Origin of the sequence: Streptomyces sp. NPDC007901 (assembly GCF_042959465.1) — a bacterium.
Taxonomy (GTDB): Bacteria; Actinomycetota; Actinomycetes; order Streptomycetales; family Streptomycetaceae; genus Streptomyces.
Window position 1 is genome coordinate 1 of record NZ_JBIBKW010000015.1, and the last position, 13,474, is coordinate 13,474.

Annotated in this window: 8 protein-coding genes; all 8 read right to left on the reverse strand. The window is 68.1% G+C overall.

What is annotated here, in order from left to right; all coding sequences use genetic code 11:
- Positions 1–347: 347 nt before the first annotated feature.
- Complete coding sequence (locus ACFZDK_RS37590; protein ID WP_390979188.1) at positions 348–3,272, reverse strand: discoidin domain-containing protein; 2,925 nt, start codon at positions 3,270–3,272, stop codon at positions 348–350.
- A 27-nt stretch (positions 3,273–3,299) separates the two neighbouring features.
- Entirely contained in the window at positions 3,300–4,790 is a 1,491-nt protein-coding gene (locus tag ACFZDK_RS37595) for a GH32 C-terminal domain-containing protein (protein ID WP_390979190.1), read from the reverse strand.
- A gap of 67 nt (positions 4,791–4,857) precedes the next feature.
- Positions 4,858–7,158 (reverse strand): glycoside hydrolase family 3 N-terminal domain-containing protein, encoded by a 2,301-nt coding sequence (locus ACFZDK_RS37600; RefSeq protein ID WP_390979514.1) that lies wholly within the window; start codon positions 7,156–7,158, stop codon positions 4,858–4,860.
- Between the two features lie 61 nt (positions 7,159–7,219).
- A complete protein-coding gene (locus ACFZDK_RS37605) occupies positions 7,220–8,113 on the reverse strand; it encodes an ABC transporter permease subunit (RefSeq protein ID WP_390979192.1) in 894 nt (297 codons plus the stop codon).
- Positions 8,113–9,096 (reverse strand): ABC transporter permease subunit, encoded by a 984-nt coding sequence (locus ACFZDK_RS37610; protein WP_390979194.1) that lies wholly within the window; start codon positions 9,094–9,096, stop codon positions 8,113–8,115. Before ACFZDK_RS37610 ends, ACFZDK_RS37605 begins: the two co-directional genes overlap by 1 nt.
- A gap of 44 nt (positions 9,097–9,140) precedes the next feature.
- Positions 9,141–10,439: an extracellular solute-binding protein gene (locus ACFZDK_RS37615; protein ID WP_390979196.1), complete on the reverse strand. Its 1,299-nt coding sequence runs from the start codon at positions 10,437–10,439 to the stop codon at positions 9,141–9,143.
- Positions 10,440–10,932: 493 nt separating this feature from the next.
- On the reverse strand, positions 10,933–11,940 hold the full coding sequence (locus ACFZDK_RS37620) for a substrate-binding domain-containing protein (RefSeq protein WP_390979198.1): 1,008 nt from the start codon (positions 11,938–11,940) through the stop codon (positions 10,933–10,935).
- 212 nt (positions 11,941–12,152) lie between these two features.
- Positions 12,153–13,193: a substrate-binding domain-containing protein gene (locus ACFZDK_RS37625; protein ID WP_390979200.1), complete on the reverse strand. Its 1,041-nt coding sequence runs from the start codon at positions 13,191–13,193 to the stop codon at positions 12,153–12,155.
- Positions 13,194–13,474: the final 281 nt, after the last annotated feature.

Below are 13,474 nucleotides of genomic sequence, written 5' to 3' on the forward strand. Positions count from 1 at the left end.
TGGGTCACGACCGCTCATGATCGCGGAGGTGGTGACCCTCCGTTGCTCCGGCACCAAAAGTGATCCAGAACCACTTTTCAGCCGTCGCCGACAGATGTCCTGGACTCGGGGCTTGTCATGTCACACTCTCTGGACACCGATCGCCGCACAGGGGCTCTGCAGAGGCATAGCCAGTCGGTGCCTCTTCCGGAACTCAGGCCGGTAGAGCCACCCGCCAGTCCCGCGCGATCAGGACACGACGCCCCCATGCGCCGCTTGCGGAGCGGCGCACTGGGTGGGGCTCGACACGGCGGATCTGGGCGAGCAGGGCGACGCCGGACGGCCTTCACTCCACGCGACAGCCGACGTCAGCTGTAGACGGTCAGTTCTGCGATCGACCACCAGTTACTCGCGACATCGCCCGTGTTGACGATCTTGATGTAGCGGGCCGTCTGGGTCGGGAAGGAGATCAGCTCGACTCGCTGACCTTCCTCTATGGAAGAGACCTTGGTCCAGTCGGTACCGTTCGTGGAGACGTAGACGCCCGCGCTTCGCGCATAGTCGCCGGTGCTGCTGCCGGAATCCAGCAGGATCTTGTCGAACGTCTGGGTCTGCTGCATGTCGACCTGGATCCACAGGCCGTCGTACTGGCCCCTTCCGGAGCTGTACCGGGTGCCGGAATCGCCGTCCAGCATGTTCGCGGGACCGTCGTTGTACGGGCTTGTGTCGGATGTCGTGGCGGTCCAGCCCGTGCGCGACAGCGCGGGTCCCAGGTCTATGACGTCGAACGATGCTGAACCCGCGTCCGCTCCTCCGGCGCCGTTCACCGAGACCTTGTACGTGCCCACCGGAAGCCCGCTCGGCACGTACGCGCTGATGCTCGTGTCCGACCAGCTGTCGATTTCGGCGAAGAGCTTCCCGAAGCGCACCGTACCCAGCCCCTGCGCGTCACCGAAGTGAGAACCGCTGATCGTGAACTTGGCGCGCGGTATGCCTTGCTTCGGCTTCAGGCTTCCGAAGACCGGCGCGGGGAAGCTGGACAGCTTCTGCGTGGTGAACATCGCCGACGTTCCGCTCGGCAGGGTGTAGGTGTACGAGCCGTCGGCGGACACCGGGAAGCTCCGGCTGCCGGCGGTGCCGTTGAACACCGCGGTGACCTGTGCCCCTTCCGGGCTGCTCCAGGTCTTCAGCTGGAGGCCCTTGGGGACTGCTGTCGGGGCTGCGATGGAACCGGTGTCGCTCGAGGATCCGTATACGTTGATTTCGGCGATGCTCCACCAGAAACCGGATGCCGCGACGCAGACGATGCGAATGTACCGAGCCGTCTGGGCCGGCAACGTGACGGCTGTCTTCCCTATGTTCCCGCTGCCGTTCGCGACCGCGCTGCCCCAGTCGGCCCCGTCGTCCGAGACGTATATCTGGTACTTGGTGACGTAGTCGAAGGAGTTGCTTTCTCCGGTGGCGAAGACGATCTTGTTGAAGCTTGTCGGGCTTCCCAGATCGATCTGGAACCAGGCGCCGCTGGTGGTCCCCTGGCCGAGATTCCACCGGCTGTTGATGTCGCCGTCGATCGCGTTCGAGGCCGCACCCCAGTCCGGGCTCGTCGAGGCCGTGGCGGTCCACTTGCCACGGCTCAGTGACGTTCCGGGTGTCTTGATGGACGCTCCGATCGGCAGGGAGTACGTGAGCAGCTTGCTTCCGGTGCGGACGGCGTTCTGGTACTGCAGGAGTACCGGGTCGTACGTGACCGTCATCGGCCCCAGCGACGACTTGAACGTGAAGTCATGGGTCGGGTCGAAGACATTGGTCGCAGCGGGGGTCCCGCCGCTGCGCCGGCCCGTGTAGGTGAACGTGACGGCGTCGCCGGCGTTCAGGGTGTAGTCGAAGGACTGCGTTCCGTCCGCCACGCTGAAGTTCTTCGCGGCGCTCCCCGAGTTGTAGGCGATCAGGACCTTCGAGCCGTCCGGGTTCTGGAACGCGACGCTCTCGATGCTTCCTTCCCCGAAGGTGTTCGAGTAGATGCGATGCGCTCCGGGCTTCACGAACCGGCTGGCGTGAGCGAGTGCGTGGTAGTCCACGTTGTAGGACACCTGCCCGCTGTCCGGATCGACCGTGACCAGTCCCCGGCACATGGGGATGCCGTTGGTGTCGCTGTTGAGAGGCCCCAGCTTGGGGTCGAGCGCGGTGTTCCAGAGCATCACACCGTTCGCCCAGTTGCGCATGCCCTTGATGATCCATGTGCCGAGTGCGTCGTTGAACGCCGTCTCGTCTTCGCCCTGCCAGACGCCTCCGCTGGCCTCGGTGATGTAGGTTTCCTTGCCCGGAAAGTCGTTGTGGACCAGCGTCTGGTAGGTCGGGTTGCCGCTGTAGATGTGCCATCCGGTGCCGGCCGTGTACTGGGAGGCGGCGGGGTCGCTGAAGATCGTCTCGGGATACGAGGGCACATCCCAGTTGTGATCCCAGGCCAGGATCTTTGTGGAGATGCGGTTGGCCGCGAACGCCTGGCCGATCTCCTGGATCGCGGCGGATTCCTGGTAGGCGGACAGGAACATGCCGGGCCAACTGGGCGTGCCCATGGGCTCGTTCTGCGGCGTGATGTAGGAGATGGGCACACCGGCCTTGTCGTAAGCCTTGATGAACTTCACGAAGTAGTCGGCCAGCGTGGAGGCGTAGTCGCTCTTGAGGGTGCCGCCGATCATGGAGTCCGAGGTCTTCATCCAGCCTGGCGGGCTCCAAGGGTTGGCCAGGATCTTGGCGGACGGGTTCTGTGCGAGAGCCTGCCGCAAGACCGGAATGATGTACTTCTCATCGTGTTGGACCGAGAAGTTGGACAGCGTCTGGTCCGTCTGTCCCGCCGGCATGTCGTCGTAGGAGTAGTTGCCGGACGCGTTGAAGTCCGTGGCGCCCATCGGCGTACGGATCAGGCTGAGGCCGATGCCCTTGGAGGGGTCGTACAGCTTCTGCAGCAGCTTCGCTCGGTCAGCGGTGGACAGCTTGTCGATGAGCCACGCGGAAGAGTCCGTCATGGCCGCCCCGAAGCCCTGGATCTTCTGGTACTTGACGCTGTCGTCGACCTTGATGGTGAGCGGGTTGCTGGTGCTCTTCGTCCGGAACAGCACACCGCTCTGGCCGACGACCCACTTCTTGGCCGATATGTCGGTCAGCCAGACCTGCACGGAAGAATTGCGCGACGAGGTGGCGGCGGAAGCGTTGCCGGAAACCTGGGGCCAGGCTGCGGCGACGCCGATGGCGGTGGTGAGGAACTGACGTCGTCCAAAACCGTACGAGCTCATTGAGGATCCTCCTTCAGACCGGTTGGTTCAGTACTGCTCTGCGGCGCCGACGGTCGGCGTCTTGATCACCAGCGGGTGCAGCTCCCACGCGTCGACCGTGAAGCCGACGCGCGTGCCCGGGGCGGTGCGGGCCTGAAGTCGCCACGCGCCCTGCCCTGTCGGGTAGAACCGCAGCGTGAGGACCTGGCCGGTAGAGGTCAGGAAGACCTCGGCGATGGAGTGGTCGACGACCACGCGGAGGTCGACCGGCTGTCCGGTGGGGCAGGGCATCCGGTAGGCGCCGCCGTGCGCCCGCGTGTCCAAGGAGGCGTGGTAGCGGTCGACGACCAGTTCGCCCGCGTCCGGATCGAGGCGGATGTCGAGGTACTCGGATCCGTCCGGGGTGGTGAGCAGCCGCAGGCCGGCGGTCCCGGTCGGCTCCAGACGGGCCGTCAGGTCGAAGGCCCGTCCCACGCTGCCCAGTTCCACCGGCTCCGGGCCATGGGTCGCACCCTCGGCCTGCACAGTGCGCTCACCGCGCAGCGCGAGCAGCTCGGTGGCGGGTCGCTGACGCAGCGTGCCGTCGCCGCCGACATGGATCTCGCGGGGCACGGTGAGGACGCCGGCCCATCCGCCGGCGACGGCCCAGGCTTGGTCGCGGGCTTCCCAGGACCAGCCCCACAGCAGCCATCTGCCTCCCCCACTGCCTTCGGCGTGGGAGGTGCCCCCAGGTGCACGCAGCAGGGCGGGTGCGTAGCAGTCCGGGCCGTGGTCCGCCCACACCGGTGCGCCGGCTTTGAAGTGGCCGTCGTGCTCTTCGCCGATCAGGGCTGCGACGCGCATCGGGCCAGTGGGTTCGGTCCAGGTACTGAAGATGAGGGCGGCCTGTCCGCCGGCTGCCGGGAGGTACTGGGGGCATTCCCAGCCGTCACCGGTGAGCTCCTCGGTGCCGCCGATGGGCTCCGGGTGACGGGCCGCGAAGGGCCCTCGGTAGGCCCAGGTCTCCAGATCGGGTGAGTCGTACAGGAGGGTGGCGGCGCGGCCGTCGGCGAGAGCGGCGCCGACCAGCATCCGCCAGCCGTCGCCGTCCCGCCAGACGTACGGGTCGCGGTACATGGTGCAGCCCTCGGGCAGCTCGGGGATGAGCAGTTCGCCTCGCGGGCTGAAGGTCGTGCCGCCGTCGTGGGAGACGGCGCAGGTGACCGGCTGGTGCTGGGGCGAGCGCGCCACGCGGTGCGCGGAGTAGAAGGCGACGAGCCGGTCGCCGTCGGAGACGGCGTTGCCGGAGAAGCAGCCGTCGCTGTCCACGCCGCCGGGCGTGGGGGCCAGGGCGATCGGCAGCGGGTCCCAGCTGATCAGGTCGGGGCTGCGGAAGTGGCCCCAGTGCAGGTTCGCGTGTGTCGCGCCGTACGGGTTGTACTGGTAGGAGACGTGGTAGTAGCCGTCGTGGAAGGCCAGCCCGTTGGGGTCGTTGAGCCAGTTGCGGGGCGGGCGCAGGTGCGCCACGGGGTAGTACGGATCGAGGGGTGGAGTGGACACACGCGTGCCTTTCGGTATGTCAGGCAGGGCCCGCCGGCTGCCCCTGGGGGCAGCCGGGCGCCGGCCCTCAGGCCCGGATGCGGAATCCCGCGCTGAGCTGGTGCTCCCGTCGTGAGCTGGGGCCGACGCGGAGCATGAACTCGCCTGGTTCGACCACGCGACGGTTGTCGGCGGTGACGAGTGAGCAGTGTCCGGCGGGGACGCTGATGCCGACGGCGAGGGTTTCACCGGGCGGGACTTCGGCCTGGGTGAACGCCTTCAGCTCCTGCTCGGCCCACGTGACGCTGGTGGTCAGGTCACTGACGTACGCCTGGACCGTCTCCAGGGCCGGACGACTTCCGCTGTTGGTGAGCCGCACCGTGGCGTGGACGGTGCCGTCGGCGGAGACCTCGTCCTCGTGCACGGTGAGGTCGGAGTAGGTGACGGTGGTGTAGCTCAGGCCCTCGCCGAACGCGAACAGGGGGTCCTGGGTGAGGTCCGCGTAGCGGTCACCGTGCTGGCCCCGCACCTGGTTGTAGTAGACCGGCTGCTGCCCGACGTGGCGTGCGAAGGAAACCGGGAGCCGGCCGCTGGGTTCGGTGAGTCCGAGAAGGAGTTCGGCGACGGCACGGCCACCGCGCATGCCCGGGTTGAACGCCTCGATGAGCGCTGCCGCGTTCAGTGCCGAGTCGGGGAGGGTGCTCGGCTTGGACTGCAGCAGTACGACGATCATGGGCGTGCCGGTGGCGGCGACCGCGTCCAGCAGCGCGATCTGGCCCCCCTGGAGGTCGAGGGTGGCCGTGGAGCGCACCTCGCCGGTGAGGGCAATGGTGTCCCCCACGACCACGACGGCGTAGTCCGCGGCCTCGGCAGCGGCGGTGGCCTCCCGAAGCTGTGCCTCATCGACCGGGGCGGGAAGGAACACGGGCGGCTGCGGCTGGCCGTCGGGCCCGGCGACCCACCGGTCGGGGTCGAAGGCGGGGCTTTCGATGTCGGCTCCGCGGGCGTGTGTGACGGTCCAGTCGGCGGGGACGACGGCGCGCAGGCCGTCCAGCACCGTCTCCACCAACTCACGTGGATGTCCTTCGGGCATCCACGGCACCTGGCCGGTGGCACCCGCCCAGTCGCCGAGCATGGCCTCCGGGCTGTCGGCGTTGGGGCCGATGACCGCGATGGTGCGTGGCGTGCCCCGGCCTGTGGCACGGCCGGTTCCGTCCGCGGTCAGCCCGCCTTCGAGGGGCAGGATCCCCTCGTTGCGCAGCAGTACGAGGGAACGTCGGGCGGTCTCGAGGTTGAGGTCGGCGTGTTCGCGGCAGCCGATCACCTGCGCCTGCCGCTCGGGGTCGGGGGCACGGGGGTCCTCGAAGAGCCCGAGTTCGAACTTCAGCCGCAACACCCGCCGTACCGCGTCGTCGATCTGCTTCTCCTCGACCAGGCCGCGGGCGACCGCCTCCTGGGCGCCCTCGAAGAACCCCGGCGTGGCCATGATCAGGTCGTTCCCGGAGTTGACCGCGACCGCCGCCGCCTCGGCGTAGTCGGCGCAGGTCCGCTGGTCGTAAACCATCCTGCCGACGTTGTCCCAGTCGGTCACCAGCGTGCCGGTGAAGCCCCACTCACCCTTGAGCACGTCGTTGATCAGCCACTCGTTGGCGGTGATGGGCACCCCGTCGATCGACTGGTAGCCCAGCATGAAGGCGCGGCAGCCGGCCCGGGCCGCCCGCTCGAACGGGGGGAGGAACCACGAGCGCAGCTTGCGCGGGCTGAGATCCGCCTCGCTGGCGTCGCGTCCGCCCAGGGTCTCGGAGTAGCCCGCGAAGTGCTTGGCGTACGCCAGCACGGCGGTCGGGTCGCCGAGGCCCTCACCCTGGTAGCCGCGCACCATCGCGGCCCCCAACTCGCCTATCAGGTAAGGGTCTTCGCCGAACGTCTCGTTGATCCGGCCCCAGCGCAGGTCCCGGGTGATGCACAGCACCGGGGAGAACGTCCCGTGGATCCCGGTCGTCGAGATCTCGATCGCGGACGCACGGGCGACCCGGTGGATCAGAGAGGGATCCCAGGTGCAGGCCATGCCGAGCTGTGTGGGGAAGATGGTCGCGCCCGGCCAGAAGGAGTGGCCGTGGATGCAGTCGTCGGCGGTCAGCAGCGGAATGCCGAGCCGTGTCCGCCGGGCCCGTTCCATGGCCTCCGGCATGCGCTCGGGCATCACATGCAGGACCGACCCGGCCAGCTTGGCCGACATGATGTCCTCGAGGTCCCCGTGCTGGGCGTCGAGCATCAGCAACTGCCCGACCTTCTCCGCCAGGGTCATCCGGGACAGCAGGTCCTCGGTTCTCGCTTCCACGGAGGCGTCCGGATCCAGGTACACGGCGGCGCGGACCGGCTGTCCCACTGTGGTCTCCAAGTCATGAGTCATTGCAGGTCAGAGAGTTGATGAGGGCGAGCGACGGAGGTCACTTCAGGCCGGTGGTGGCGATTCCGGCGACGAACTGGCGCTGGAAGCGAAGGAAGACGATCATCACCGGCAGCAGGACGACCACAGCGCCGGCGAGCAGGATGCCGTAGCGGGTGAAGGACTGACCGCTGCTGGCCAGGGCCAGGCCGACCGGCAGCGTGTACTGGTCCTGGTTCTGGGCCACGACCAGGGGCCACAGGAAGCTGTTCCAGGAGCCCAGGAAGGTGATGATCCCCAGGGTGGCGAGGGCCGGCCTGGTCAGCGGCAGGATGATCCGCCAGAAGATGGCCAGTTCGCCGCAGCCGTCGACCCGGGCGGCGTCGATGAGTTCGTCGGGCAGGGTGGAGATGAACTGCCGCATCAGGAACACCCCGAACGGGCCGGCCAGGAACGGCAGGATCAGTCCGACCAGCGAGCCGGTCAGCTTCATATTGGCCACCAGCACGTACAGCGGTACGAAGGTGACCAGGGCGGGGACCATGAGGGTGCCGATGACCAGGCTGAACACGACGCGTCGGCCGCGGAAGTCCAGCTTGGCCAGGGCGTAGCCAAGCATCGAGCAGAAGAGCAGGTTGCCCGCGGTGATGGCCAGGGAGACGATCACGGAGTTCGCGAACATGCTCGTGAAGTCGAGGCTGCGGAACAGCTGGCTGTAGTTGGCGGTCGTGGGTGCGGTGGGGATCAGAACGGGCGGCAGTCTGCGGATGTCGGCCTCGGGCTTGAAGGAGCCGGACAGCATCCACAGGAACGGCGCGATCATCAGCAGGAGGCAGCCGGTGAGCGGCAGATACAGCCATGGGTTGCCCCAGTTCTGCCGGATGCGGCGGCGTCTCAGGGACCGGTCCGTGTCCGGCCCGGCCGTCTGAAGGGTGGAGAGGGTGCTCATGGTCATCAGTCCTTGTCTCGCAGCACGCGGAACTGCAGAACGGTCAGCGCGACGATGAGGACGAAGACGACGTAGCCGGCGGCCGACGCCATGTCGTAGTTGCCGTTGCCGAACTGGTTGTAGCTGTACAACGTGGCCGACAGGGTCGAGTCCAGCGGCCCGCCGTTGGTCATCACGAACGGCTCGTCGAAGAACTGCAGATAGTTGATGCCGGTGGTCACCGCGGTGAGCAGCAGGGCGGGGCGCAGGAGCGGGAGGGTGACCCGCCAGAACCGCTGCCAGGCCCCGGCTCCGTCGAGTTGGGCCGCTTCCATCAGGGACTGGGGTACGGACTGCAGCCCGGCCAGCATGATGATCATGACGGTGCCAAGGTTGCGCCACACGGCCATCAGGATCATGACGGGCAGCGCGAACCGGGTGTCCGCCAGCCAGGCCGGGCCGTTGATCCCGAACCAGGCCAGGACGGTGTTGACCAGTCCCGCGCGCGGGTCCAGGAGCGTTTTCCAGATCACGGCGACGGCCACGACGCTGGTGATCACCGGCAGGTAGAAGCCGACCCGGAAGACGGCGCGGAAGCGTCGGATGCCACGGTCGAGGGCGACCGCCGCGGCGAGCCCCGCGGCCAGGGTCAGGGGCAGGCCGACCAGGACGAACACGCCGGTGTTGCGCAGGGCGTGAACGAACTGCTCGTCCTCGAAGAGCCGTACGTAGTTGTCGAAGCCGATGAACGACACGTTCAGCGGAGTACGCAGGTCTGCGCTCTCGGTGTCGGTCATGCTCATCAGCAGCGACCAGACCACCGGCAACACCATGAAGGCCGCGAACAACACGAGGAAGGGCAGGCCGAGGATCCAGGCGGCCCGGGCCTGCGCCCGCGCCGTGCGGCGGACCGGGGAGTACCGGCGGCCGGCACTCCCGTCCGGCCGCCCAGCGCTCAGCTCATGGACGTCGCCCCGCCCAGGGAGCGTTTTCGTGGACATGGATGTCATCCGTCCGTAAGAAGGCTGCTAGAGGACTGCACACGGGCCAGCGCTCAGCGGCCGGTGCCGATGCTGGTGGCCTTGGACTGCAGCGCCTGCTGCACCTGGGCGACGGTGGCCTTGCCGAGGGACAGCTTCTCCAGTTCGGAGTCGATGGCGTCGGCGATCTGCTGCCAAGTCGTGATCGCGGGGGGCGCCTTGCTGACCTTCAGCTGCTCCTCGAACGCCTTCTTCGTCTCGTCCTCGTTCAGCTTCCCCTCCGACCAGGCGGCGGGCGACGGGGGCAGGTTGCCGGTGGCCTTGCTGTAGGCGGCGAGGTTGGCGGGCTCGGTGAGGAACTGGGCGAACTTCCATGCCGCCTTGGAGTTCTTGGCGCCCTTGAACACAGCCAGGTCGCTGCCGCCGGCGAACCCGGCGGGCTGCTTGCTGTACGGCACCGGCATGGTCTTCCACTTGCCGTCCAGCTTCGGGGAGTCCTTGTGGAAGGCACCGCCGGCCCAGGCAGCCTCCTGGTAAACGGCGATCAGCCCGTCCTGGAAGCCCTGGACGTTGTCCTCCTTGTCGGTCGGCGCCAGGTGCTGCTGGGGGACGCTCGCGTAGTACTCCAGCGCCTTGGCGACCTCCGGCGTGTCGAAGGTGAACTTCTTGGTCTTGGCGTCGTAGATGTCACCGCCCTGCTGCCAGACCATCGGCACCCAGAAGAGCCAGGAGTTGAAGCCGATCAACCACCCGCTGGCATAGCGCAGCTTGGGGTTCTGCTTGCCGGCGGTCGCCTGGATGGCCTTGAGGTCCTTGATGTATCCCTCACGGTCACTGGCCAGGGGGCCCTTGATGCCGGCCTTCTCGGTGAGGTCGGTCCGGTAGTAGACCGCCGAGGTGTCGGCGACGAACGGCACGCCGTAGGCGGTGTTCTTGTACTTGGTGGTGTCCCACTGGCCGGCGTAGAAGTCCGACGACTTGAACGTCGTCGGGGTGGCCTGGAAGGCGTTCATGGAGGCCATCTCGGCCATCCACGTGGATCCGACCACGGACATGTCCGGGGTGTTGCCGCCGGCGATCGCGGTGGTCAGCTTGTCGTGGGCGGAGGCCCAGGGAATCGGGGTGATCTGGACCTTGACGCCGGGGTTCTCCTTCTCGAACTTCTTGGCCAGGCTCAACAGGGCCGGGTCGGTGTCGCCCATGGACCACATGACGACCTTCCCCGTGGCCTTGCCGCTGCCGATCTTCGCGGGCGCGTCCTTGCCGGGCCCGGAGTCGGCACTGCGGCCGCAGCCGGTGGCCACCAGGGCGGCCGTGACGGTGATGCACAGGGCCTGGACGGTTCTGACGGTGTGACGAGTAGACGTACGCATGGGGCGGCTCCTTGCCGTTGAACGAAAAAAGGGCGCGGGGGGCGGCGAAGAGGTGGAGGCGGGCAGGCACCCGAATGGGCCGGCCCAAGAGGTGAGTTCGTCTGCAGCGGCATCGGCCGTCAGCCGCGGGTCGCGGCTGGAACGTCCGACCCGGAGTGGGCAGCGTCCGGGCGGGGTGTGCCCGGCGTACCGTTCGTGTGCCGGATCAGGAAGGCACCGAGGGAAACTGCACCTCGGTGGTGACGCGTGAACACGGTTCCGCGTGGAGGGTGATGAAGTCGGCCGGCAGGCGAACAGGCCGGTCGGGTCCGCTGCGTGGAGCGGCTTTCGATTGAGCTCAGGTGGAGCTGGGCGACTCACCGCCCTGCCCGAGAGCCGGTAGGTCAGTTCATTGGGCGGATGGGGTCCGTCCCCGCCTGCGGGGCTGGGCAGGAGCGGCGGAGACGGACAGTTGGTGAGACGGCGACGCCGTACACATCTGGATGACGCTGCGTCAGTTCAGGCCCGGCTTTAACGTCGAGCCACGGACCACCAGGCTGGTGGGGACGATGCACGAGGGGGCGGCCTTCGGCGATCCGCGCACGTGGTCCAGCAGCAGCCGCGCCGCCGCCTCACCCATCTCCCGCATCGGCTGGCGGATGGTCGTCAGTGCCGGGTAGGTGTACGACGCCATCTCAAGGTCGTCGAAGCCCACCACGGCAACATCCTGCGGAACCCACAGACCGGCCTCGTGCAGTGCGGCCAGCACGCCGGCCGCCGAGGGATCGTTGTGCGCGAAGACCGAGTCGAACTCCACGCCGTCCGCACGAGCGCGCGCCACTGCGCTACGGCAGCGTTCGAAGTCGAAGTCGCCGGGGATGATGCTGCGTTGGCCGATCTCGATCCCGGCTTCGGCGTACACCTCGACGAAGCCGTCCAGCCGTTCCCGGGTACAGCCGAACGTCTCGGGACCGGTGATCACCAGGGGACGACGGCGCCCGATCTCCAGCAGGTGCCGCGCCGCCTGCGCACCCCCCTCCCGATTGGTGGTGGCCACGTAGGGGAATCCCGGCCGCTGGAAGCGATCGTCGATCAGCACGACCGGCAGCCCCGCTTCGTGCAGCTCCGTGATGTACCCCATGGCACCCTCGGGCTCTATCACCAGCAGACCGTCGAACGACTTGGCGGCGACCTGCAGACCGAGCCTGCGCAGTGACTCCTCACCGCGGTTCCAGGTCAGCATGCGCAGCCCGAAGCCCTCGGCCTCCAGCGTTTCGACGACCGCCTGCACGATTCCCGCCCAGGCCCAGGCCATGTCCGGGACCAGCATGCCGATCATCTGGGTGGTGCCGCGTGCGAGCCCGACTGCTCCGGCGCTCGGCACATAGCCCAGCTCCGATATCGCCTTGCGGACCTTCAGGACGGTGTTCTCGTTGATCTCGCCTTTGCCGTTCAGCACTCGCGAGACCGTCGTCTTGCTGACGCCGGCCCGTGAGGCCACGTCGGCGATGGTGACTCCCATGCCACCTCCTCTCACTCCACGCAGAGGCGGAAGACGTTCTCCCGCACCGAAGAGCCGATCGTACAGAGATCGGTGGAACCGGTACCGGCAGCGGTTCCGGAACCGGTTTCGGTACCGGTTTCGGTACCGGTTTCGGTACCGGTTCCGGCAGTGAAGCACCGAGAAGCCCGACCCGTCAACACACCGGAAACAACTCGTTCACGGGGAAGTCGTCAGCGCCCGGGGGCGGGGAGTTCGCCGGAGCCGCGGGCGAGGTAGCGGGTGGGCAGCACGCGGTGACGGGCGGGCCCGCCCTCGCCGTCGAGCCGGTCGAACAGCAGGTCCGCGGCCTCCCGGCCGATGGCGGAGTGATCCTGGGTGATCACCGAGATGCCCGGTTCGAGCAGGTCGGCGAGGGGAAGGTCGTCGAAGCCGACCAGCGCGACGCGGCGCTGCAGCTGACGCTGCTGCAGGGCCATGCGGGCCCCGATGGTCAGGAGGTTCTGGCCGGAGACGAGTGCCGTGGGCGCATGGGCGAGCGCCAGGAGTGCGCGGGTGGCCTCCTGGGCGGCGTCCGCGCCGTGCAGGTCGCGCCTCACGAGAGAGGGATGCAGGACGCAGCCCACCGAGGCGAGCCCCTCCACGAACCCGGCGTAGCGCTCTTCGGCGGTCCAGATCGAGCGGAGGTCGCCGAGGAAGGCGATGCGCCGGTGACCCGCCTCGTGCAGCCTCTTCACCGCTGCCCGTACGCCCGCCCGGTTGTCCACCGTCACGGTGTCCACCTGCGGCGCTGTGGTGCGGCGGTCCACACAGACGACGGGTGTGCCGGCGCGGCGGGCCGCGTCGAGGTCGGTGTCGTTCTGCCCGGTGGGCACCACGATGAGGCCGTCGACCCGGCGGGCCGTGAAGGTCTTCAGCAGGCCGCGTTCGCGGACCGGGTCCTCGTCGGTGGACCCCGCCAGGAGCAGCATGCCGCGCTCGGCGGCAGCGTCCTCCACCGCCCGGTGCAGCGCGGCCGAGAAGGGGTTGGCCGCGTCCTCCAGGACCAGGCCGAGGGTGTGGGTGCGGCGGTCGGCCCGGCGCAGGCTGCTGGCCGTCAGATCCTGGCGGTAACCGAGCTGCTCGGCGGCGCGCGTCACCCGTTCCGCCAGGTCAGGGGTGACGGGCTTGCCGTTGATGACCCGCGAGACAGTGGCAATGCCGACCCCGGCCATGGTCGCGACGTCGCGTATGGTCGCCGCTCGCCGACCTGTGTCGTTCTGCTCGCTGGACAACGTTTTCTCCCGGGGATCACTGGCACCGTGCAGCCGCCTTCATCCTCGCATTCAGGAGTTTTCCCGCACAGGGTCTGGACTTCGGCGACATGTTGCCCGTACGTTCTGCGAAACGTTTCCAGCCCTGGCTGGAGCTGCCGGTGCCGTGCTGCCCCCACAGCCGGGCTCGCCCGTGGCCTTGGACGAGGTCACGAGCGGAGCCGCCGCCCGTACCCGCACTCGACACGCGTCACTCGTCACGCGTCAGTCCCCTACGGCTGAGCCGAAGCCCGCCCGCCTGC

Bases quoted from the DNA above. Each gene is read 5' to 3' on its own strand.
- ACFZDK_RS37615 (WP_390979196.1), bottom strand. From the start codon at position 10,439: ATGCGTACGTCTACTCGTCACACCGTCAGAACCGTCCAGGCCCTGTGC.
- ACFZDK_RS37605 (WP_390979192.1), bottom strand. From the start codon at position 8,113: ATGACCATGAGCACCCTCTCCACCCTTCAGACGGCCGGGCCGGACACG.
- ACFZDK_RS37620 (WP_390979198.1), bottom strand. From the start codon at position 11,940: ATGGGAGTCACCATCGCCGACGTGGCCTCACGGGCCGGCGTCAGCAAG.
- ACFZDK_RS37590 (WP_390979188.1), bottom strand. From the start codon at position 3,272: ATGAGCTCGTACGGTTTTGGACGACGTCAGTTCCTCACCACCGCCATC.
- ACFZDK_RS37610 (WP_390979194.1), bottom strand. From the start codon at position 9,096: ATGACATCCATGTCCACGAAAACGCTCCCTGGGCGGGGCGACGTCCAT.